Origin of the sequence: uncultured Clostridium sp. (genome assembly GCF_934754915.1) — a bacterium.
Taxonomy (GTDB): Bacteria; Bacillota; Clostridia; order Clostridiales; family Clostridiaceae; genus Clostridium.
The window spans coordinates 23,749-47,991 of record NZ_CAKVKB010000008.1; the positions used below are offsets into that span (position 1 = coordinate 23,749).

The following is a 24,243-nucleotide window of genomic DNA, read 5'->3' on the forward strand; positions in this document are numbered from 1 at the left end:
GCAATGATGTCAATTATGAATTTTAAGAAAATAAAGCAGTTAAAAATAAATGATAAAATTGAAAAAAGTAGTAGAGTTAATAAGAAATCATTAATACAATATATTGATGAAGATATTTCAGAAGAATTTGAAGAAATAATGAAAAAAGGTTACATTGAAATGGCTGAAATAAATCTAGAGTACTCTATGATGGGCTCTGAATATATGTTAGACGATGTTAATGAGTATGAGGCATGGATTTGCGGAGTGTGATTATTAAAGATGGCAAACATTGTGGTAAAAAGAGGGGAAATTTTTTATGCGGATTTAAGTCCGGTTATTGGATCAGAACAGGGAGGTATAAGACCTGTAATTATAATACAAAATGATATAGGAAATAGATATAGTCCAACTGTCATTGTGGCAGCAATAACATCTCAGATAAATAAAGCTAAGCTGCCTATACACGTAGAAATATCTTCTGAAGAATATGGATTGAACAGAGATTCAGTAGTTTTATTGGAACAGATAAGGACTTTAGATAAAAGAAGACTTAAAGAAAAAATAGGACATATGACCGAAGCTGATATGAAAAAAGTTAATAAAGCTCTTTCTATTAGTCTGAATTTATCTTAAATTGAGAAGATTTTTATTAAAGCTTAAATATTAAATGAATAAATAAGAAAAAGAGTTATATAGTATACTATATAACTCTTTTTGTGTTATTCTTTAGAGACGAAGTTTAATAAAAGTATATCACAATTATAAATAGTATATACAAAATAAAAATATTATGTTACAATGTAGAAAGCAAAAAACAATTCAAAGAAGTTTAATTTTTTACTAGGGGGTTCAGCAATGAAAAATAAACAAGAGCTAGAAAACATTTCTAAGCTAATAAGAAAAGATATCGTAACAATGCTTACAGAATCAGCATCAGGACATCCAGGTGGATCATTATCAATAGCAGACATAATGTCAGTTCTATTTTTTGATGAAATGAACATAGATCCAAAGAATCCTAAAAATCCAGAAAGAGACAGATTTGTATTATCAAAAGGTCATGCAGCACCTGCATTATATAGTGCATTAGCAAGAAGAGGATATTTTGATGTAGAAGAATTAAATACATTAAGAAAAATTAATTCAAGACTACAAGGGCATCCTAATATGAATGATCTTCCAGGAATAGATATGTCAACTGGATCATTAGGTCAAGGTATTTCAGCAGCTGTAGGTATGGCTTTAGCTGGAAAGCTTGATAATAAGTCATATAGAGTATTTACAATTTTAGGTGATGGAGAACTTGAAGAAGGTCAGGTTTGGGAAGCATCTATGTCAGCTGCCCACTATAAATTAGACAATTTAACTGCATTTATAGATAACAATGGATTACAAATAGACGGAAATATAGAAAATGTAATGAACCCAGGTCCTATAGATAAAAAGTTTGAAGCATTTGGATGGAATGTTTTAAAGATTAATGGACATGATTATTATGAAATAAGAGAAGCTATAAAAAAAGCAAAAGAAACAAAAGGTCAGCCAACTGCTATAGTATGTAGCACTATAAAAGGAAAAGGTGTTTCATTTATGGAAAACCAAGCTGGATGGCATGGAACTGCTCCTAATAAAGAACAATGTGAGCAAGCACTTAAGGAAATTGGAGGGGAAAACTAATGGGAAATAAAATAGCAACTAGAGAGGCTTATGGTAAAGCGTTAGTAAAACTTTCAAATATAAATGACAAGGTTGTTGTATTAGATGCAGACCTTTCAAAATCAACTAAAACAGCAGAATTTAAAGCTGTTGCTCCTGAAAGATTCATAAATATGGGTATAGCAGAAGGAAATATGATGGGTGTTGCAGCAGGTCTTGCAACTTGTGGTAAAATACCATTTGCAAGTTCATTTGCAATGTTTGCAGCAGGAAGAGCATTTGAACAAATCAGAAATTCTATATGTTATCCTAAATTAAATGTTAAAATCTGTGCAACACATGCAGGATTAACTGTTGGAGAAGATGGTGCAACTCATCAATCTGTTGAAGATATTTCATTAATGAGATCTATACCAAATATGACTGTTATAAATCCAGCTGATGCAGTGGAAACAGAAGCTGCAATATTAGCTGTTGCAGAATATGATGGACCATGTTATGTAAGATTGGGAAGATTAGCTGTTGAAACTATAAATGATGCAGAAAATTATAAATTTGAAATCGGAAAAGGAGTTACACTAGCAGAAGGAAGCGATGTGACAATAGTTGCAACAGGTATGATGGTTCAATTAGCATTAGAAGCTAAGAAAGAATTGTCAAAAGAAGGGATAAATGCTAGAATAATAAATATACATACAATAAAACCAATAGATAGTGAACTATTAGTTAAAGCTGCAAAAGAAACTGGTGCTATAGTTACTGCTGAAGAACATAGTATAATCGGAGGATTAGGATCAGCTGTTGCAGAAGCTGTTACTGAAGAATATCCAGTTCCAGTTGTAAAAGTTGGTATTAAAGATACATTCGGTGAAAGTGGAAAACCAGATCAATTATTAGAAAAGTATGGTTTAACTGTTGAGGCTATTGTAAATAGTGCAAAGAGAGCTATATCATTAAAGAAATAAAATTAAATTAATATATATGCATCGATTATAAAATTAACTACAGAGAAAGAATTTTTATAAATTCAGTCTCTGTAGTTTTTTGCATTATTAACTGCATAAACTTCTTTTGTATGAGAAAAAACTAATTAAGAGCACTATAAATTGAAAAACATTTATACACGAAAGGAAATAATAATATGAGTACAAAAGATTTAAAGAGTTATTTTACAATTACATTTGGAATTATTCTTGTTGCCATTTCAGTAGAATATTTTTTTGCTCCAAATAATTTAGCAGCAGGAGGAGTAACAGGTGCTGCAATTGTAGTAAATGCTGTTTTCCCTAAATTATCTGTAGGGCTAATCACATTAATAATGAATGTTCTTTTATTTTTAGTAGCATTTGTATTTATTGATGGAAATTTTGGTCTTAAGACGATTTACGCGAGTTTAGGATTATCAGTAATTTTATGGGGAATTGAAAAGTTTTTAAATCCAGCAGCCATAACAAAAGATATTATTATGGCAACTATTTTTGGAACTATAATTTCAGCTGTTGGAATGGCTATAGTATTTAATGAAAATGCATCCACTGGAGGAACAGATATTTTAGCAAAAATATTAAATAAATTTTTTCATCTAGATATAGGAAAGTCACTTTTGGTTGTTGATTTTATAATAACATTTGCAAGTGCTGTTGTTTTTGGCGTTGATTTAGGTTTATATGCAATATTGAGTGTTATTTTACTTGGGATACTTGTAGATAGGTTTATTGAAGGATTTAATTCATGTAAAAGTATTTTCATAATAAGCAGAGAAAATAAAAAAATAAGTCGTTTTATAATGGATGAACTTGATAGGGGATGTACTTTTTTAAAAGGAGAAGGAGCATATACTAATATAGAAAATGATGTTTTATATGCTGTTGTAAGCAGAAATCAATTTATAAAACTTAAGAAATATATAAAAGATATTGATCAAAGAGCATTTATTGCAGTTGGAGAAGTACATGAAGTTTTAGGAGAAGGATTTAAAGATATAAAACAGGATTAAAATTATGATTATACGTTGAACATTCACATAATATATATTTTTTGAAATAAATTACATCAAATACAAGACTAAAATTTTGTTGATATATGCAAAATATCAAAGAAATCTTGTTAATATTTTATTAATGTTAATTGAAACATATATAGAATTATTATGAAAATTTATATTTTAATTGTCAATTATCAAAGAACTAATTGTAAATTAGAAGATTTATAGTAAAAAAATACAATAATAAAATTGTAAAAAAATACGATGAGAAATATATATTTAATAAAATTGTATAACATATGAAACTATTCTTATGTTATAATTGATTTTGTAGGTTTTGCAATGAATTTGCAAGATATACAAATCAAAAAGGAGTGTTCGAGCTATGATTGAATTTAGAGGAGTATCTAAAATATATGATAAAAATGTAAAAGCATTGTCAGATGTTAATGTTGAAATAGAAGCTGGTGAATTTGTATTCTTAGTTGGTCCTAGTGGAGCAGGTAAGTCTACATTTATAAAAATGTTATTGAAGGAAGTAGAACCTACTAATGGAAAGGTAATTGTTGCTGATAAGGATTTGTCAAAAATTACTAGAAAACAGGTTCCTTATTATAGAAGAAAAATCGGAATGGTGTTTCAGGATTTTAGATTAATACCAAGCCTTAATGTATATGAAAATGTTGCATTTGCAATGAGAGTTGTAGAAGCATCACCAAAAGAAATAAGAAGAAGAGTACCAATGGTTCTTTCATTAGTTGGATTATCACATAAATATAAAATGTTTCCTAATGAGTTATCAGGAGGGGAACAGCAAAGGGTTTCTCTTGCAAGAGCATTAGTTAATAATCCTTCAGTATTAATTGCGGACGAACCTACAGGTAACCTTGATCCAGATACATCAATGGAAATTATGGAGTTACTTGACGATATAAATAAATCTGGAACTACTGTTTTAATGGCTACTCATGCTAAAGAAATTGTTGACTACATGAAAAAAAGAGTTATAGCTATTGAAAAGGGAGAAATAGTCAGAGACGAGAAAAGAGGTAAGTACGGAGATGAAAATTAATACTATAACCTATTATATTAAAGATGCTTTTATAAGTTTAAAAAGAAATAAAACAATAAGTATTGCATCTATAGTTACAGTTCTTATAACATTCTTTGTTTTGGGTATATTTTTACTTGTTGCAAGCAATATAAATAAAGGAATTGAAAGTGTTCAAAATAAAGTTGAAATTAAAGTGTTCTTAAAAGACGATATTAAACTAATAGATCAGAGAGAAATTGAAATCAAATTAAGAGAAATTGAAGGAGTAAAGGATGTTTCTTATACTTCAAAAGAAGAAGAATATACAAACTTCCAAGAGACTACTAATGAAGGAGAAGGATTATTAAAGGGATATACTTTTGATAATAATCCATTCCAAGCAGCATTTACAGTTAAACTAGATGCACCAGAATACGCATCTAATGTAAGTGAAGGAATAAAAGATTTTGAAGGTGTAGATTCTATACAGGATCAACAGGAATTAGTTGATAAGGTTGTTGGAATAGTAAAAGGTATAAAAGTTGTTGGTGGTATATTGTTTGCAATATTGGTTGGAGTCTCAATATTCTTAATAATGAATACAACAAAGTTAACTGTTTATTCAAGAAGAAGAGAAGTTGGAATTATGAAATTTGTAGGGGCTACTGACTGGTTTATAAGATGGCCATTTGTTATTGAAGGAATGGTAATTGGACTTGTTGGTTCAATCCTTTCATGTGTTGCTTTATTCTTTGCATATAGAGGTATATTTACATGGATAGCATCTCAATTATCATTTGTAAGTATAGTAGATCCTGTATATGTTATAAGCAGTTTACTATGGAAATTTATAATTGGTGGTATTGTAGTTGGTGGAACTGCAAGTGTAATTGCTTTAAGAAAATTCTTGGTAGTATAATTAAAAAAAAACTGCATAAAATAATTAATGTTAGTAAACCTCTATGAAAATGTAAATTTTCATAGAGGCTTTTAACAATTGAAAATAATATCTTTCTATTATTAAAGCAGATATGTTAGAAAAGTAATGGTTTTACATAGTAATAGGATATTTATATTTTGGTGAACAGTTCTGAAGGAGGCAGTTTTTGTATATGAAAGAATCAGAATTTAATTTATTTACAAAAAAATCAAAGAGAACTTCAAAAAAGACAATAATATTCATAATTATATTAATGCTAATTTTAAGTAGTTCATCACTTATGCTTGGAAACTATATGGCTACTAAGGGAGTATTTTTTGTAAATACATCAGATAATGTAAAAAGTACAGCATCACAGTTAAATGATGTGGATAAATACTCAGCTTTATTTACTGTAAGGCAGACCCTTCTTGAAAAGTACGATGGGGAAATAGATGATAATGTCCTGTTGGAAGGTGCAATAAAGGGAATGACCAATTCATTAGATGATCCTTATACTGTATTTATGAATAGCAATGAGTTTGAAAAACTTATGAATCAGACAAATGGTTCTATGACTGGAATAGGTATTAATGTGACTGATTCTAATGGTGAGATAATGATTGTATCAACAATGAAGGGATCACCAGCTGAACAGGCTGGAATTAAAGAATCTGATATACTGAAAAAGATAAATGATGTAGAGTATACTTATGATCAAATGTCAGATGTAGTTAAGGCAATGAGTGATAATGAAGGCAATGAAGTGAAACTTACAATTGAAAGACAAGGAGAAGAAGATTTTGATATTATGATTACACCACAAAAAGTAAAAATAAGTGTTATTGATGGTGAAATGTTGAATTCTTCTATGGGCTACATAAGGATAAAATCATTTATGAATGAAAATGTTACAGAAGATTTTAAAAATGAAATTCAAGAACTTCAAAGTCAAGGAATGAAAGGTCTTATAGTCGATTTAAGAGAAAATCCGGGAGGCCTTTTAAATGAAGCTGTAGGGGTAGCATCACAGTTTATTCCTAAAGATAAAATAATAACATATACTATTGATAAATACGATAATAGGAATGAATCATTATCAATAGGGGGAATTGCTGAAGGAATGCCGTTGGTAATTCTTGTGAATGAAAACAGTGCAAGTGCTTCAGAAGTTGTAACAGGAGCTTTGAGAGACTATAACGCAGCAATAATAGTTGGAAATACAACTTTTGGAAAAGGAATAGTACAGCAGACTTTAAGATTTAATAATGGAATTGGTGGCTTAAAGGTGACAATTTCAAAGTATTATACTCCTAATGGAGAGAATATCCATAAAATAGGTATAAAGCCTGACGTTGAAGTAAATACAGAAAAAAGTATTGATTCAAATGAATACAATAGAAATGAAGATGCTCAACTAAAAACAGCTATTGATGAATTGACTAAAAAAATGAGCTGATAAAAGGGGAGGTATTGTATGGACTTAATTATTTATACGTTAAGAAGTATAGGAAATGCAATATTATTCCCCCCATTAGTATTTATACTACTTATAATGCTTGGAGTTTTTTATTTTAAAAATAGAAAAAGAGCAGTAATGCAGAAAATGATGGTTGGAGCTGATGTAGAAAGTGCTATAGAGCTTACATTATCACAATTTGTATTTGGGGTACTTGGGGGGATTATTGGAAGTGTGATTTTAAATCTGCTTGGAGTTGTGTTTAATGAAAATTGTAGAATAGAAATTTTATTTTTAACATCAATGATATTAATGGCCATAAAGCCGTCACTTGTTTGTTTTTCTTATTCAGCAGCTGTATTAGGAATTATAAGTATTATTTTTAAAATAATATCAAATATAGTTCCTGATTCAAATTTTTCATATATTTTAAGTATAGACATATTACATATAATGATGTTTGTTGGAGTAATGCATATTGTTGAAGGAATATTGGTATTTCTAGATGGACATAGAGGGGCATTTCCTATTTTAATTAGGAAGGAAGATGAAATATTAGGGGGATATTCGTTAAGAAGATATTGGATTCTTCCTGTTGCAATAATGATTATAGGAAATTTAAGTAATTCATATAATACATATGAATCTATAATTTTATCAGATATTCCAAGTTATTGGGCGTTATTTAAACCAGATAGTGAAATTGAATTACTAAAAGTTCTAGCATTATCTATGTTTTCTTTTTATGCAGTAATAGGGTATTCATCAGTTACATATACAAAAACAAAAGTAGAAAAGGCCAGATCATCTGGATTACATATTTTTTCTTATGGAATTGTACTTTTAGCTGTAGCTCAATTATCTAGATTAGGAATTGCCGGGGAAATATTTGTCGTAATATTTGCACCAGTTGCTCATGAATTTATGCTTAGAATTCAAAGAAACAAAGAAATTAATGGCAAACCTAAATTTGTTAGTGATAAAGATGGATTGATTATATTGGAAATTGGAAGTGAATCTAAGTTAAAGGAATTCAATATGGATGTAAATAGCCGAATAATATCGGTAAATGATGAAGATATAAAATGTGAGAAAGATATATATTCTATATTGAAGAAAAACTTGTACAAGTCTGTAATCAAAATAAAAGATTGTAATGGTATAATAAAAGAGATAAATTATGCACATGATAATAATAGAATTGGAGCACTTTTAGTTCCATTAAGTGAAAAGAACAAAGAACAGAAAATAGAAGATAAGAAATCCATTAAAAATTTTAAAGAAGTTTTAGATGAGGTTACTAATAAAACAACTGAAAATAAGTAAGTATTTATAAAATTCAAGCAATTATATGAAATTGCTTGAATTTTTTGCACATAATAATAGTATGGATATTGACTTAAAGAATTAGGAAAAGTAAAATAAATATATAGTGCGAATGTTTGTTCGAAAAATGTCATATAGGAGGAGTTAAAGTGGGAGAATTTAAGATACATTCAAAGTTTAAACCTACAGGAGATCAACCTCAGGCTATAGAGAAGCTTGTACAATCAATAAATGATAATCATAGAGGACAGACCCTTTTGGGAGTTACTGGATCAGGTAAGACATTTACTATGGCAAATATTATTGAAAGACTTCAAAGGCCTACCATAATACTTGCCCATAATAAGACACTTGCAGCTCAGCTTTGCTCAGAATTCAAGGAGTTTTTTCCTGATAATATAGTTGAGTATTTTGTATCTTATTATGATTATTATCAACCTGAAGCTTATGTTCCACAGACTGACACATTTATTGAAAAAGATGCCTCAATTAATGATGAAATAGATAAGCTTCGTCACTCGGCAACATCGGCTTTATTTGAGAGAAGAGATGTAATAATAGTTGCATCAGTCTCATGTATATATGGACTTGGTAATCCGGAAGAATACAAGAAACTTACATTGAGCTTGAGAACTGGAATGGAAAAAGAACGTGATGAAATAATAAAGAAGCTTGTAGAAATACAATATGAAAGAAATGATATTGATTTTTCCAGAGGAACTTTCAGAGTAAGAGGGGATTCATTAGATATTATTCCTGCATCATATTCAAATAAAGGAATCAGAATTGAATTTTTTGGAGATGAAATAGATAGAATAAGGGAATTTGATGTTTTGACAGGAAGTATAATCGGGGATAGAAATCATGTTGCAATAACTCCTGCTTCTCACTTTGCCACTTCTAAAGAAACCATAGATAAAGCCATAGGCAAAATAGAGGATGAACTAGAAGAAAGATTAAGAGAACTTAATTCTCAAGATAAACTTTTAGAAGCTCAAAGATTAAGACAGCGAACAAATTACGATATTGAAATGATAAAAGAAATGGGATACTGTAGTGGAATAGAAAACTATTCAAGGATATTAGATGGAAGGGATTCTGGAACTCCTCCTAAGACTCTTCTTGATTATTTTCCTGAAGATTTTTTAATGTTTATAGATGAAAGTCATGTAACACTTCCACAGGTAAGAGCAATGTATGCGGGAGACAGGTCTAGAAAAAATACATTGGTTGATTATGGATTCAGACTTCCATGTGCATATGATAACAGACCATTGAAGTTTGAAGAATTTGAAAAGAAGATAAATCAGGTTGTATTTGTAAGTGCAACACCATCACAATATGAAATTGATCATTCAGAAGAAATTGCAGAACAGATTATAAGACCAACAGGGCTTCTTGACCCTGAAATAGTTATAAGACCTGTTACAGGGCAGATTGATGATTTATATGGAGAGATTAATAAGACAACAGCAAAGGGATTCAGAACTCTTGTAACAACATTAACAAAGAGAATGGCAGAAGACCTTACAAAGTACTTAACTGAACTTGGTGTTAAAACTACATATATGCATTCTGAAATTGATACTATAGAGAGAATGAAAATAATAAAGGATTTAAGAAATGGTGAATTTGATGTTCTAGTAGGAATAAATCTTTTAAGAGAAGGTCTTGATATACCAGAAGTTGCTCTTGTTGCAATATTGGATGCAGATAAAGAAGGATTTTTAAGATCAGAAACATCATTAATTCAAACTATTGGAAGAGCTGCAAGAAATGCAGAGAGCAGAGTTATAATGTATGCTGATAATATAACTAAATCAATGGACAAAGCAATAAAAGAAACTGAAAGAAGAAGGGAAATCCAAAAGAAATATAATGAGGAAAATGGAATAACACCTACAACAATAATTAAAGAAGTAAGGGATGTTATTGAAGCTACTAAGGTGGCTGAGGAAGTTGAAGAATATAAGACTGATGATAAGAAGAAACTCAATAAGAAGGAAAAAGATAAGCTAATAAAGGAATATACAGAAGAAATGATGCTTGCAGCAAAGAATTTGCAGTTTGAGAGAGCAGCAGAACTTAGAGACATCATAAATGAGTTGAAAAAGGAGTAGTGGGTCAGTGAACAATAAGATAGTTATTAAAGGTGCAAAAGTTAATAATTTAAAGAATGTCAGTTTAGAAATTCCAAGGGATAAGTTAGTTGTTTTTACGGGATTATCAGGTTCGGGAAAATCATCTCTTGCATTTGATACACTATATGCAGAAGGACAAAGAAGATATGTTGAATCATTATCTTCATATGCAAGAATGTTTTTAGGTCAGATGGATAAACCAGATGTTGAGCATATTGAGGGATTGTCTCCTGCAATATCTATAGATCAGAAAACAACAAGCAAAAACCCAAGATCTACAGTTGGGACAATAACAGAAATATATGATTATTTAAGATTATTATATGCAAGAGTAGGAATACCACATTGTCCTAAATGCGGAAAAGAAATAGAAAAACAATCTGTGGATCAAATTGTGGATAAAGTAATGAGTTATGGGGATAGAACAAAAATTCAGATATTATCTCCTATGATAAGAGGCAGAAAGGGAACTCATGAAAAATTATTGGAAAACGTGAAGAAAAAGGGCTTTATCAGAGCAAGAATTGATGGGGAAGTTTATGATTTAACTGAAGAAGAAGTAAAACTGGATAAAAATAAAAAGCATAATATTGAAGCAGTTATTGACAGAATAATAATCAAGGAAGGTATTGAAGGAAGACTTGCTGAATCTATAGAAACAGCACTAAAGATGGGTGAAGGTTTAGTAATTGTAAGTATAATAGGCGGTGAAGAAAATCTATTCAGTGAAAATTTTGCATGTCCTGATTGTGGAATAAGTATAGATGAACTTGCACCAAGATTATTTTCTTTTAATTCTCCATTTGGTAAATGTGATTATTGTGATGGATTAGGCACTCTTATGGAGATAGATGAAAAACAGATTATTCCAGATACAAGTTTAAGTATAATGGAAGGCGCAGTTGCAACATGGGGAGCTGGAAGATTAAAAGAAGATTCATGGACATATGCAATATTACAGGCGCTTAATCGTGAATATGGACTTGATCTCAATAAACCTATAAATGAACTTGATAGAAAGCAAGTGGAATTATTATTTTATGGTACTGATGGAAAGAGAATTAAAGTAGATTATATAAAGGATGGAGTTAAGGCTACATACAATTATGCATATGATGGAGAAATAAATTCTTTAAAGAGAAGGTATAATGAAACAAATTCTGATGATATAAAAAATGAAATTGAACAATATATGAGTGATTCGCATTGCCCAAAATGTAAAGGCGCAAGATTAAAAAAAGAAGCACTTGCAGTTACTGTTGGAGGTAAAAATATATATGAATTTACTACAATGTCAATAAAAGATGAATTGGACTTTATAAATGGTATTGAATTTTCTGAAAAGGATAAAATTATAAGTGAACAGATTATAAGGGAAATTAAAAACAGACTTCAGTTTTTATTGGATGTAGGACTTGATTATTTAAGTCTTGCAAGAAGTTCAGGGACATTATCAGGTGGTGAATCTCAAAGAATAAGACTTGCAACTCAGATTGGCTCATCTCTTATGGGAGTTTTATATATACTTGACGAACCAAGTATAGGACTACATCAGAGGGACAATGACAGACTTATAAAAACTTTGCAGAATTTAAGAGATGTTGGAAATACTGTTATAGTTGTTGAACATGATGAAGATACTATGAAGGCAGCAGATTATATAGTAGATATTGGACCAGGTGCTGGCGAACATGGTGGAAAAATTGTGGCATCAGGTACTCTTGAAGAAATAAAAGCATGTGAAGAATCACTTACAGGACAGTATTTAACAGGAAAGAAATCAATTAAAGTCCCAGAATCAAGACGTAAGGGAAATGGAAAGTTTATAAAGATTATGGGGGCAAAGGAAAATAACCTTAAAAATATAAATGTATCTATTCCTTTAGGAACTTTTACAACTGTAACTGGTGTATCAGGCTCAGGAAAAAGTACTCTTGTAAATGAAATATTGTATAAAGGTTTAAACAAGTTGGTAAATAAAAGTAAAAATCCAGTAGGAAAACATAGAGAAATAAAAGGGTATGAAAATATTGATAAGATAGTAGACATAGATCAAAGTCCTATTGGAAGAACTCCTCGTTCAAATCCAGCAACATATACTGGAACTTTTGATATTATAAGAGAACTTTTTTCACAGACTAACGAAGCTAAAATGAGAGGATATAAACCAGGAAGATTCAGCTTTAATGTTAAAGGTGGAAGATGTGAAGCATGTTCAGGAGATGGAATAATCAAAATAGAAATGCAGTTCTTATCAGATGTATATGTACCTTGCGAAGTGTGTAAAGGAAAGAGATACAACAGAGAAACTCTTGAAGTAAAGTATAAGGGAAAAAGTATTGCAGATGTACTGGATATGACTGTAGAAGAAGCTCTTAAATTTTTCGAAAACATACCAAGGATAGAAAATAAACTTAAAACATTAAATGATGTAGGATTAGGTTACATAAGATTGGGTCAGCCTTCAACCCAGTTATCAGGTGGAGAAGCACAAAGAATAAAACTGGCTTATGAATTGTCAAAGAGAAGTACAGGAAAGACCCTATATATTCTTGATGAACCTACAACAGGACTTCATATTGATGATGTGAGCAGACTTGTGGAGATACTTCAAAGACTTGTTGATGGAGGAAATACAGTTGTTGTAATTGAGCACAATTTAGATATGATAAAATGTGCAGATTATTTAATTGATTTAGGACCAGAAGGTGGAGATAAAGGTGGTACTATTATTAAGTGTGGAACTCCTGAAGAAATATGTGATGAGGAGAAATCTTATACAGGAAAATACTTAAGAAATCTATTATAATTATGAATTCATTATTACAAAGTGGGATTTCTTATGTCATATTAGGCTTTTTGTTGTATAATCAATATGAGATATAGCAAATAGATATTGAGGTGAAGATATGAGTTTTTCAAAAATGGTAGGAGCAGTTTTTGGAATTGTTTTTATCATCATATTATACGTAATAATATACTATGCTTTAAAGATAATGTATAAGGATGTTAAAAATGGGGGCAGAAGAAGACGACCACAGAGGACTAATGGCAATTATGGTTTAGAGATAATAAACAGTGGAGAAGCTAGAGGACTAAAAGAAGGCTCCATAATTCCAATACGATCTGATATAAGTATTGGAAGAAAAGAAGGTAATTCAATAGTTATGGCTGATCAGCATGTTTCAGGTAAGCATGCTCAGATATTAGTGAGGAATAATGGGTTATTTTTAGAAGATTTAAATAGTACAAATGGAACATATTTAAATGGAAGAAAATTAAAAGGAAGAGCTAAACTGTCTAATAAAGATGAAATAAGGATAGGCAGCGGAGTGTTCAAAATTTTAATATAGTTTGATGAGGCTCAGCAGATATTAATAAAAGTATTTAGCTGAGCCTTAGAAGATGAATATGTTAATTTTGAATAGTCAGTGTGTGAGGTGAGATAGATTGAAAATAAAAAAAGATGAAATTGTACTGCTGATTCTGACATATATACTGTGTATGGCTCTTTTTATTAATCTTGCAGTTTTAAAGGATCCTATGGATAGTGGAGCTATAAAAATGGGATTAATAGTATGTGTATTAATAACAGCAACACAAATATTAATACATAAGTTTTATCCACAGGGTGATAAATTTTTGATTACATTTGCGTGTATTCTGTCCATTATAGGGATAGCAGTGATGTATAGGCTTGATACAAGTGTAGCAATAAAGCAGTTTATGTGGTTTACAGCTGGAATTATTGTATTTATTATTCTTGTAGTTGCTATTCCAGATATACGGAATTTTTCGAGATATAAGTATGTATATCTTGCAGCAACAGTTATTATAATGCCTTTAGCGCTTATTGCAGGTACAGATATCTATGGTGCAACTAACTGGGTTATAATTGGAGGCATGAGTTTTCAGCCTTCAGAACTTGGAAAAATAACTTTTGTTTTATATCTTGCAGCTGCATTGATGGATTATGAAGATAAGAATAATATCATTGAAGATTTTAAGCAGTTATGGCAGCCAGCTTTAGTTGCAGTATTTTGTCTGGGATGTCTTGTAATGCAGAAAGATTTGGGATCAGCATTAATATTCTTTGGTATAGCATTAACAATGTTATATGTGGCAACAGGAAAGAAGAAATATATTGTTATAACAGTTTTATTATTTGCAGTAGGCTCATTAGCAGCTTATCATTTATTCCCTCATGTTAAAGCAAGAATAGATATATGGAGAGATCCATGGAGTGACCCTGACAAAGGCGGATATCAGATTATTCAAGGACTTTATGCAATTGCATCAGGTGGAATGTTTGGAAGTGGCTTAGGCCAAGGATATCCAGGATTTGTACCAGTCAATACTTCAGACTTAATTTTTGCAGTAATATGTGAAGAACTTGGAATGGTATTTGGTCTTGGAATAATGATAATATACTTCTTGTTCTTTTATAGAGGCATGAGAGCAGCATTTAGAGTTAAAGACAGGTTTTCACAGCTTAATACAATTGGATTGAGTGCAATGATTGCATGTCAGGTACTGGTTATTATTGGAGGGGTTTTTGCTATAATTCCATTAACAGGTATTACACTGCCTTTAATAAGTTATGGTGGTTCTTCAATGTTAACAATGTTCTTTGCTCTCGCTATACTTCAAAAGATATCAGAGGAGGGCTGATAGATGAAAGATAATTCAAACAGTATAAAACAAGTTATGATAGTATTTCTATTCTGCTTTGTAGCTCTTATATCTTATATTGCATATTTTCAAACATTTTCAGCATCAAATCTGGCAGATCAGCCAGGAAATAAGAGAAGATATGCTGTATCAAATGAAGTTTTAAGAGGAACTATTTATGATAGAAATGGAAATGCATTAACAACAAGTGAAAGAGTTGATGCGTTGACTCAAAATAGAACATATGTTAATGGAGATTTATATGTTCATGCATTAGGTTATAACAGTTCTGTATATGGAGCAGTTGGTCTTGAAGCAAATTATAATAAAGAACTGTCAACATACAGTAAACTTCAGAATAATTTTTCAAGCTTATTAAATGATTTTAGCATGGATAAATTAAAATCTATGTTTGAAACAAGAAAAGAAGATGAAGTAAAAATTGGAAATGGAATTGTTACAACTTTAGATCCAGCAATTCAACAGGCAGCATATAATGCTTTGGGAAATAACAAAGGTGCTGTGGTTGCATTAAACCCTAAGACAGGAGAAGTTCTGGCAATGGTGTCAAAGCCAACATATAATCCCAATGATTTAAAAGCAGCTATGGATGCAGCAAATGCAGGAAGTGCGGAAGATTCTCCACTTATAAATAGAGCAACAGCTGGATTATATCCGCCTGGATCAACATTTAAGACAGTTACGTTGACAAGTGCCTTGAAGAATATAGGTGGAATAAAAAACAGAACTTTTAATGATGAAGGTAAAATAGTATTTAATGACAGTCATTCCTTAAGCAATGCTAATAATGCTGTTTATGGAACTCTTGATTTAAAAGAAGCATTCAAAGTTTCAAGTAATGTTGTATTTGGTACTCTTGCTATGGAATTAGGAAATGATAAACTTAAGGCAACAGCTGAAGATTATGGTTTTAATAATTCAATTGAAGCAGATGGATTTACAATAGAAAACAGCAGATTTCCAACATTAAAGTCAAGTGAAGTAGGAAATATTGCTCAGAGTGGTATTGGTCAGAGTAGTATTTTAGCTACACCAATTCAGATGGCATTGGTATCAAGTACTATAGCTAATGATGGAAAGATGATGGAGCCGACATTGGTAAGTAAAGTAATAGATAAGGATGGAAATCTGGTAAGAAAAGTTGATCCTAAAGTACTTAAGCAGGTTGTTGATGCAAATGATGCAGCAACAATTAAAGAATATATGAAATATCTTGTTGATTCAAAAGTAAATGGCTCATGGAGTTATTTCAAAGGCACAAATGCAGCTGGAAAGACAGGAACAGCAGACCACAATCTTCCTGATGGAACTCCAGCAAAGCCACATTCTTGGTTCATAGGATTTGCGCCAGCAGAAAATCCACAGATAGCTTTAGCTGTAATTGTTGAAAATGGTGGATATGGTTCTACAGCAGCAGCTCAGGTTGCTGGAAATGTAATAAATACAGCACTTAAATAAGAAGAGCTGTCGCATTGAAGATTTTAAATATACATATTTCAAACTGGCAACTGTGTTTTATACTAAATTATTGTGAAAATATATGGTATAATGCAGTCTCAGTGCTGAAATCAAGATAGGGTATTTAATTAATAGACTATTTAATTATTCTAAGACTATATATGTATATTTAGTATAAATGAATCTTTAAGCGACAGCTCTTAAATTATAATTATCTTTTTGTATTTCAAACTTTATATTTTAGATGTATTGTGCATAAATTTTAGATGCAATTTTAATCTTATAACATATATGGGGATTTTTTTAGATTAGTGTAAATATGAAAAATAAATCAACATATAGTGCAGTACAAGTAAGCATATATGCTATTGTATAAAGAGTTAAGTAAGATGAAATTGTAATTATGAAATATTTACATATATTAAAAGATACTATATAAATTTATATATCAAATGAAAAAGGGGAGACTGAAATGTTTGATTTTAAAGCACAGCTTAAAATTCTGCCAGATAAGCCAGGTGTTTATATGATGAAAAACAGCCTTGGTGAAGTAATTTATGTAGGCAAGGCAAAAATATTGAAAAATAGAGTGCGCCAGTATTTTCAAAATTCAAAAAATCATTCTGAAAAGGTAAAATCCATGGTAAAAAATATTGCTGAATTTGAATATATAGTTACTGATTCAGAAATGGAAGCATTGATACTTGAGTGCAATCTTATAAAAAAATACAGTCCCAGATATAATATTCTTTTAAAGGATGACAAATTTTATCCATTCATAAAGATAACTACAAATGAAGATTTTCCAAAAGTATTTATAACAAGAAATTTTGCAAAGGACGGAAATAAGTATTTTGGACCATATCCTAATGCTGGTGCTGTACATGAAACAATTAAGCTTATAAGAAAGATATTTCCTCTTAGAACTTGTAAAAAATTGATTCTGGAAAATGGAAAATATACAAGACCATGTTTAAATTATCATATAAAAAGATGCAATGCTCCATGTGAAGGCCATATTTCTAAAACAGAATATAGAACCATGATTGATGAGATAATAGATGTTTTAAGTGGCAGGGATAATACTTTAGTCAACAAACTTAAAAATGAAATGCAGGAAGCATCTATGAATCTTGAATTTGAAAAGGCAGCTTCTTTAAGAGATAAGATTTTAGCAATTCAAAGTATAGCTGAAAAACAAAAAGTATTTAGATCTCAAGATAATGACGAAGATTTTATAAATATATATAAAAATGAAAAAGATTGTTCAGTTCAGGTATTCTTTTTAAGAGAAGGAAAAGTTATTGGAAGAGAAAATTTTATATTGGAAAACAGTGCGGATGAAGAAGATTCTGTAATAATATCACAATTTATAATATCATTTTATGGAGGAACACCAAAAGTTCCTAAAAATATTTATGTTCCTTCATATGCTCATGAAGACCAGGAGGCTCTAGAAGAATTTTTAAGTGTGAAACGAGGGTCAAAAGTATATATAAAGATACCTGTAAAAGGAGAAAAAAAAGAAATGCTTGAATTGGTTAAAAATAATGCAAAAGTAACATTAGACCAGTTTAGAGATAAAATTTTAAAAGATAAGAAAGCTAATAGAAAGTGTCTTGAAGAAATTCAGGAATTATTAGAGCTTGATTCAATACCGATGAGGATAGAGGCTTATGATATTTCAAATATTCAAGGTGTTGATTCTGTTGGTTCAATGATTGTTTTTGAAGATGGAAAAGCTAAAAATAGTGATTATAGAAGATTTAGAATAAAAACTGTAAAAAATGCAAATGATTATGATAGTATGAGAGAAATTTTAGAAAGAAGATTTAGTCATGGCTTGAAAGAGATAAAAGAAATTCAGGAGAGACAAATAAAATTTTCAAGCGGTAAGTTTTCTAATTTTCCAGACTTGATAATGATGGACGGAGGAAAAGGGCAGGTAAATGTAGCTCTTGAAGTTTTAGAAAAACTGGGAATAAATATACCAGTCTGTGGACTTGTTAAAGATGATTATCATGCCACAAGAGGAATTATATATAACAATGAAGAACTTATAATTAATAGGACTTCCGATCTTATGCAGATGATAAGAAGAATTCAGGATGAAGTACATAGATTTGCTATAACATATCATAGAAGTCTAAGAGATAAGAGAACACTTCATTCGGTACTGGACGATATACCAAATATCGGACAGAAAAGAAGAATGGCTCTGCTTATGAAATTTGGAAGCATTGACAATATAAAAAAGGCCACTATTGAAGAATTATTGGAAACAGAATCCATTGATAAAAAAGCTGCATCTAGCATTTTCACATATTTTAAAAACAATGAACAAAACATTTAAACTATGCTATAATAATACGGAATAAAATTTTATTTGGATTAAACTAAAAGTATAAAAATTTACTTGTATTAGTTTAATATATAGATTATTCTATATGATGTAAATAAAGAGAATCTGACTGTATTTTTAAAAGTCAGATAATACATATTAAATATAAACACATTATATGCTGCTTTAAAATAAAAACAATTAGCAATATAACAAATTATATTCAGTATGGAAAATAGATTAATTTAGCGTTTGAGGAGTTTTTATCATGAATCAGTATGGAAAATATAAAGACTTATTTGTTAAAATATATGACGAGTCACAAATTCAATTAGATGCTAAAATGAGTGAACACATATATTTTAAGGTTGGAGGACCAGTTGATATACTTCTGACTCCAAATACTGTTGAACAATTAAAAGAAAGTATTGTAATTTGTAAGGAAAATAATATTCCATTTTATATTATAGGAAATGGTTCCAATATTCTTGTTAAAGATGGTGGAATAAGAGGAGTTGTAATTAAAGTATCTGAACTTAATAAGATAGAACATTTTGGAAATAAAATTAAAGCTGGAACTGGAGCTTTACTTAAGGATGTATGTACTGAAGCAACAAAAGCTTCGTTAGCAGGATTTCAATTTGCATGTGGTATTCCAGGAAGTGTAGGTGGAGCTGTGTATATGAATGCAGGTGCTTATGATGGTGAGATATCATTTGTAATAGAAAGTGCTGAAGTAATAGATGATAAACAAGAAATAAAAGTTTTATCTAAAGAAGAGTTAAATTTAGGCTACAGACAATCTGTAATAATGCAGAAAGGTTATGTAGTTTTAAGTGCTACATTTGCTTTAACACCTGGTGATCACGAAAAGATTCAGTCAAGAGTTGATGAACTGACAAAAAGAAGAGAAGAAAGACAGCCACTTGAGTATCCATCAGCTGGAAGTACATTTAAAAGACCAGAAGGTTATTTCGCTGGTAAATTAATTGAAGATGCAGGATTAAAGGGGTACACTGTAGGTGGTGCATGTGTTTCTGAAAAGCATGCAGGATTTGTAATTAATAAGAATAATGGTACTGCAAAAGATGTTTTAGGTGTAATTCATCATGTACAAGAAGAAGTAAAGAGACAGTTTGGTGTTGAACTTCATCCAGAAGTAAGAATTTTAGGTGAAGACTAATCTATCTTATAATTTTTACAGAAATTCTTGTTCAGTTAAAAGTATAGTATATTTCATGGAACTCAAAAGTTTAAACAAACTAATGAGTTCCATTTATATTTGGAGAAATTTATTGTTAATCACACATATTTAATATATGAATGTAAATATAAAATATGACTCAATACATAATTTTCTATAGTATGTTACAATAATAAAATTACATAATAATTAAAAAAATCTTGAAAAGATTTCATCCTATATTATCAATTGTTCATTGTATATTGTTAATTGGAATATAATTAATAAAAAATATATAGTAAAGTATTTTATCATTTAATAAGGATATTATGTTATAATTTTAATATTGAAAAAGTATCTTTAGCAAAAGGGGAGTGTGTAATAATGAGATTTGTTATAGTTACAGGATTATCGGGAGCAGGAAAAACACAAGCTACAAGAACTTTAGAAGATTTGGGATACTTCTGTGTAGATAATCTTCCACCTAAGTTGATTCCCAAATTTGCAGAAGCATGTATGCACAGTGGTGGAAATATAGAAAAAGTAGCGTTAGTTATAGATATTCGTGGAGGAGTTTTCTTTAATGATTTCTTTGAATCAATAAATTATCTTAAGGGAAATGAATTTGAATATGAAATATTATTTTTAGAAGCAACTGATGAAGTTTTAATAAAAAGGTTCAAAGAAACAAGAAGAGCTCATCCATTATCACCTGATGGAAGAGTTTTGACAGGTATATCTCTTGAAAGAGAAAAGCTTCGTAAAATAAAAGATGCTGCTGATATGATAATTGATACATCAAAATATGAAATAAGAGACTTAAGAGAAAAAATTAATGAATACTATGGAGACAATACATATCCTGAAAAGCAGCTTACAGTTACAGTTTTAAGTTTTGGTTTTAAATATGGAATTCCAGTTGATTCAGATCTTGTATTTGATGTAAGGTTTATACCTAATCCATTTTATATACCTGAGTTAAAGCAGTATTCAGGCAATGATGAACCTGTTAAGAAGTATGTTTTAAAACAGTCAGAAACACAAACATTTTTAGAAAAATTAATGGATATGCTTAAATATTTAATTCCAAACTATATTAAGGAAGGAAAGAGACAGCTTATCATATCCATAGGATGTACAGGAGGAAGACATCGTTCTGTTGCAATAGCAAATGAGCTCTATGAAAGATTAAATTCTGAAAATTATAAAGTTAAAATAGAACATAGGGATGTAACAGAAGATCTTCATAAGGGAGAAAAGAAACTATGAGAATACGAGACTGGCTTAAACCAGGTATTAAAGTTAAACGCTGGCTGGCATTTGGTGTATTTGGAGTGTTATTAATAGCTTTTGGCTTTACAGAGTTGGTAACACATAGATTATACGATTTTTACTATAAGATATTTTATATATTTTTAAATATAACTGGAGTTTTTGTTTTATATGTTTCAGTCACTGAAGTTATGAAATCAATAATTGCACTTGTCAACAGAGGATATTTAAAAGTTTCTTTGGACAGTGATAAAATTGAAAGTCTTATATATGAAAAAAGACTTCTTGTAAAGGGACCTAAAATAGTTGTAATTGGAGGTGGAACAGGACTCTCTACAATGCTTAGAGGGCTTAAATATTATACTTCAAATATAACAGCTATAGTTACAGTAGGAGATGATGGAGGTGGTTCTGGAGCTCTTAGAGAGGATTTAGGAATGCTTCCTCCAGGAGATATAAGAAACTGTATTCTTGCACTTGCTGATACTGAACCACTTATGGAAGATCTTCTTCAATATAGATTTAAGGATGGAAGACTTAAAAATCAAAGCTTTGGAAATCTGTTTTTAGCTGCAATGGCAGGAATTTCAGATAATTTTGAAGAAGCTGTTCAGAAAATGAGTTCAGTACTTGCTGTAACAGGTAAGGTTATTCCTGTTACACTTGATAATATGCAGCTTGTTGCAAAACTTGAAAATGGAAATATCGTTGAAGGTGAATCACAGATACCGGAAGAAGCAATAAAGCAGAATTCAAAAATAGAGGAACTTATGATAAAACCTGAAAATGCAACTGCACTTAAAGAGGCGTTAATTGCAATAAGAGAAGCTGATGCAATTGTAATGGGACCTGGAAGTTTATATACGAGTATAACATCTAATCTTCTTGTAAAAGATATAGCTAAATCTGTGAGAAGAAGCAGTGCACTAAAAATATACATCTCCAATATAATGACTCAGCCTGGTGAAACTACTGGATTTAAAGTATCTGATCATTTAAAGGTTCTTCGCAAATATGGTGGAAGAGATATTGTAGATTATGTTATTGCTAATACTGGTGAAATAACAGAAGAACTCAAGGAAAAGTACAGCAAGGAAGGTGCTGAACTTGTTAGTCTTGATACCGACGATATTAAAGGAATGGGAATAAAAATAGTTGGTGAAGATCTTGTTAAAATAAAAGATGGAACAGTCAAGCATGATGCTGATAAACTTGCAGAAGTTCTTGCAGATACTATTATGGAAAAGAAACTTCTATATGATAAGAAGAAGATTATTGAATACATGTATTTATCTCAAAGAATAAAAAATAGAGATAGAGAAGAAAAAGGTAAACAAAGCGAAAATTAGATAGGATAAGGAAGGAAAAAACATGTCATTTTCATCAAAAGTTAAAGGAGAAATATGCAGATATGTTGATATTTCAAAAGAAGAGGCATTAGCAGAAATATCAGCAATAATGAAAGTTAGCGGTACATTAGCTTTTAGTGGAAGCGGATTGAGTTTTAAGATGACTACAGAGAATCCTGCAAGTGCCAGGCTTATATTTACCCTGCTGAAGGATCACTTTGATATTCACTCAAGACTTATGGTTAAAAAAAGCAATTCTCTTAAGAAGAACAACATTTATATGGTAGTTATTACAGAAGAGATGGGAGTAAGGGGACTTCTCAATGAGACAGGAATATTAAAAGAAATAGATGGAATAATGAGTCTGGATTATAGAATAGAGCCTCATATTTTTGAAGATGACAGCATGAAGAGAGCGTATATAAGAGGTGCTTTCATTGGAGGCGGAAGCATAAGTAATCCTGAAAAGACTTATCATCTTGAATTTGTTACTCATAGTGAAGAATATGCCTGTGATTTACGTAATCTCGTAAATTCATTTAAACTCAATTCAAAGGTTATTCAGAGAAAAAATAGCTTTATTGTTTATATTAAGGAAGGCGAGCAGATTGTTGATCTTTTAAATATAATTGGTGCACATTCATCTCTCCTTGAAGTTGAAAATATAAGAATAATGAAGGAAATGAGAAATAATGTAAACAGACTTGTTAATTGTGAAACAGCTAATCTTTCAAAGACCGTAAATGCAGCAGTAAGACAGGTTGAAAGCATTAAGCTTATACAGTCTCAGATTGGACTTCAAAGGCTTCCTGAAAATCTTAGAGAAGTTGCAGAATTAAGGCTTAATTATCCTGATGAATCACTAAAAGAACTTGGAGAAATGCTGGATCCTCCAGTTGGAAAGTCAGGAATCAATCACAGACTTAGAAAAATTGAAAAGATAGCAGAGGAACTTAGAACAAACTGAAAATAATTATAGATGATTAAATAAATAGTTCGTATTAAATGATTATGTAATTCATTGAAAAGAGGGATTTTTATGTTTACACATATTGTATTGTTTAAAGTGAAAGAACCAACAAAAGAAAATCTAGAATTTTTGAAGAAGACATTTTTATCAATGGAAGGTAATATTGCTGAATTAAAGAAACTTGAAGTAGGTGTTGATGTTATAGGAAGTGACAGAAGCTACAATATAGGCATTATAACAAGATTTGATTCTAAAGAGGATTATTTATCTTATGATGTTAATGAATTCCATGTAGAGAAGGTTAAGAAGGTTATAGGGCCATACGTGGAATGTAGTAAGACATTGGATTTTGAATAATTAAATTTAACAAGAAACTATGTTTATGAAAAGTCTGGATGGAATATTATATTGGTATTCTATTCAGACTTTTGTTGTTTTAAAAGTGGGATATAATTATAATAGATATTTTAATTAACAA

At 30.3% G+C, this 24,243-nt stretch carries 20 protein-coding genes; all 20 read left to right on the top strand.

Going from position 1 to position 24,243, the window contains the following annotated elements; all coding sequences use genetic code 11:
- Nucleotides 1-6 precede the first annotated feature (6 nt).
- The 20 genes from Q0F58_RS02835 (at nt 7) to Q0F58_RS02930 (ending at nt 24,122) form a co-directional block, all read left to right on the top strand.
- A complete protein-coding gene (locus tag Q0F58_RS02835; RefSeq protein ID WP_367118146.1) occupies nt 7-252 on the top strand; it encodes a hypothetical protein in 246 nt (81 codons plus the stop codon).
- Between the two features lie 9 nt (nt 253-261).
- Nucleotides 262-615 carry a type II toxin-antitoxin system PemK/MazF family toxin gene (locus Q0F58_RS02840; protein WP_146868436.1) on the top strand — a complete coding sequence of 118 codons (354 nt, stop codon included), beginning with the start codon at nt 262-264 and terminating at the stop codon, nt 613-615.
- A 222-nt stretch (nt 616-837) separates the two neighbouring features.
- Nucleotides 838-1,659, top strand: a complete 822-nt coding sequence (locus Q0F58_RS02845; RefSeq protein ID WP_294372322.1) for a transketolase — start codon at nt 838-840, stop codon at nt 1,657-1,659.
- Nucleotides 1,659-2,603, top strand: a complete 945-nt coding sequence (locus tag Q0F58_RS02850) for a transketolase family protein (protein WP_294372324.1) — start codon at nt 1,659-1,661, stop codon at nt 2,601-2,603. The genes Q0F58_RS02845 and Q0F58_RS02850 overlap by 1 nt, the downstream gene beginning before the upstream one ends.
- Before the next feature lie 176 nt (nt 2,604-2,779).
- On the top strand, nt 2,780-3,634 hold the full coding sequence (locus tag Q0F58_RS02855; RefSeq protein ID WP_294372325.1) for a YitT family protein: 855 nt from the start codon (nt 2,780-2,782) through the stop codon (nt 3,632-3,634).
- Between the two features lie 373 nt (nt 3,635-4,007).
- Nucleotides 4,008-4,694 carry a cell division ATP-binding protein FtsE gene (ftsE, locus tag Q0F58_RS02860; RefSeq protein WP_294372329.1) on the top strand — a complete coding sequence of 229 codons (687 nt, stop codon included), beginning with the start codon at nt 4,008-4,010 and terminating at the stop codon, nt 4,692-4,694.
- Nucleotides 4,684-5,574 (top strand): permease-like cell division protein FtsX, encoded by an 891-nt coding sequence (gene ftsX / locus Q0F58_RS02865; RefSeq protein ID WP_294372332.1) that lies wholly within the window; start codon nt 4,684-4,686, stop codon nt 5,572-5,574. Before ftsE ends, ftsX begins: the two co-directional genes overlap by 11 nt.
- A gap of 193 nt (nt 5,575-5,767) precedes the next feature.
- The gene (locus Q0F58_RS02870) at nt 5,768-7,033 is read left to right on the top strand and encodes a S41 family peptidase (protein ID WP_294372335.1); all 1,266 of its coding nucleotides are present in this window, start codon (nt 5,768-5,770) and stop codon (nt 7,031-7,033) included.
- An 18-nt stretch (nt 7,034-7,051) separates the two neighbouring features.
- A complete protein-coding gene (locus Q0F58_RS02875) occupies nt 7,052-8,359 on the top strand; it encodes a signal protein PDZ (RefSeq protein WP_294372338.1) in 1,308 nt (435 codons plus the stop codon).
- Between the two features lie 149 nt (nt 8,360-8,508).
- Nucleotides 8,509-10,479: an excinuclease ABC subunit UvrB gene (uvrB, locus tag Q0F58_RS02880; protein ID WP_294372340.1), complete on the top strand. Its 1,971-nt coding sequence runs from the start codon at nt 8,509-8,511 to the stop codon at nt 10,477-10,479.
- A gap of 7 nt (nt 10,480-10,486) precedes the next feature.
- Nucleotides 10,487-13,309 (top strand): excinuclease ABC subunit UvrA, encoded by a 2,823-nt coding sequence (gene uvrA, locus Q0F58_RS02885; RefSeq protein WP_294372342.1) that lies wholly within the window; start codon nt 10,487-10,489, stop codon nt 13,307-13,309.
- 100 nt (nt 13,310-13,409) lie between these two features.
- Complete coding sequence (locus Q0F58_RS02890) at nt 13,410-13,853, top strand: FHA domain-containing protein (protein ID WP_294372343.1); 444 nt, start codon at nt 13,410-13,412, stop codon at nt 13,851-13,853.
- Between the two features lie 97 nt (nt 13,854-13,950).
- Nucleotides 13,951-15,171, top strand: coding sequence for an FtsW/RodA/SpoVE family cell cycle protein (locus Q0F58_RS02895; RefSeq protein ID WP_294372345.1), 1,221 nt, complete (start codon nt 13,951-13,953; stop codon nt 15,169-15,171).
- Between the two features lie 3 nt (nt 15,172-15,174).
- Nucleotides 15,175-16,650, top strand: coding sequence for a penicillin-binding protein 2 (locus Q0F58_RS02900; RefSeq protein ID WP_294372347.1), 1,476 nt, complete (start codon nt 15,175-15,177; stop codon nt 16,648-16,650).
- A gap of 472 nt (nt 16,651-17,122) precedes the next feature.
- Complete coding sequence (gene uvrC / locus Q0F58_RS02905) at nt 17,123-19,003, top strand: excinuclease ABC subunit UvrC (RefSeq protein WP_294372349.1); 1,881 nt, start codon at nt 17,123-17,125, stop codon at nt 19,001-19,003.
- A 256-nt stretch (nt 19,004-19,259) separates the two neighbouring features.
- Nucleotides 19,260-20,174 (top strand): UDP-N-acetylmuramate dehydrogenase, encoded by a 915-nt coding sequence (gene murB, locus Q0F58_RS02910; RefSeq protein ID WP_294372352.1) that lies wholly within the window; start codon nt 19,260-19,262, stop codon nt 20,172-20,174.
- Nucleotides 20,175-20,558: 384 nt separating this feature from the next.
- Nucleotides 20,559-21,443, top strand: a complete 885-nt coding sequence (gene rapZ / locus Q0F58_RS02915) for an RNase adapter RapZ (protein WP_294372354.1) — start codon at nt 20,559-20,561, stop codon at nt 21,441-21,443.
- The gene (yvcK, locus tag Q0F58_RS02920) at nt 21,440-22,795 is read left to right on the top strand and encodes a YvcK family protein (RefSeq protein ID WP_294372356.1); all 1,356 of its coding nucleotides are present in this window, start codon (nt 21,440-21,442) and stop codon (nt 22,793-22,795) included. The genes rapZ and yvcK overlap by 4 nt, the downstream gene beginning before the upstream one ends.
- A 22-nt stretch (nt 22,796-22,817) precedes the next feature.
- Nucleotides 22,818-23,762 carry a DNA-binding protein WhiA gene (gene whiA / locus Q0F58_RS02925; RefSeq protein ID WP_294372359.1) on the top strand — a complete coding sequence of 315 codons (945 nt, stop codon included), beginning with the start codon at nt 22,818-22,820 and terminating at the stop codon, nt 23,760-23,762.
- 72 nt (nt 23,763-23,834) lie between these two features.
- On the top strand, nt 23,835-24,122 hold the full coding sequence (locus tag Q0F58_RS02930; RefSeq protein ID WP_294372362.1) for a Dabb family protein: 288 nt from the start codon (nt 23,835-23,837) through the stop codon (nt 24,120-24,122).
- The last annotated feature ends 121 nt before the right edge of the window (nt 24,123-24,243 follow it).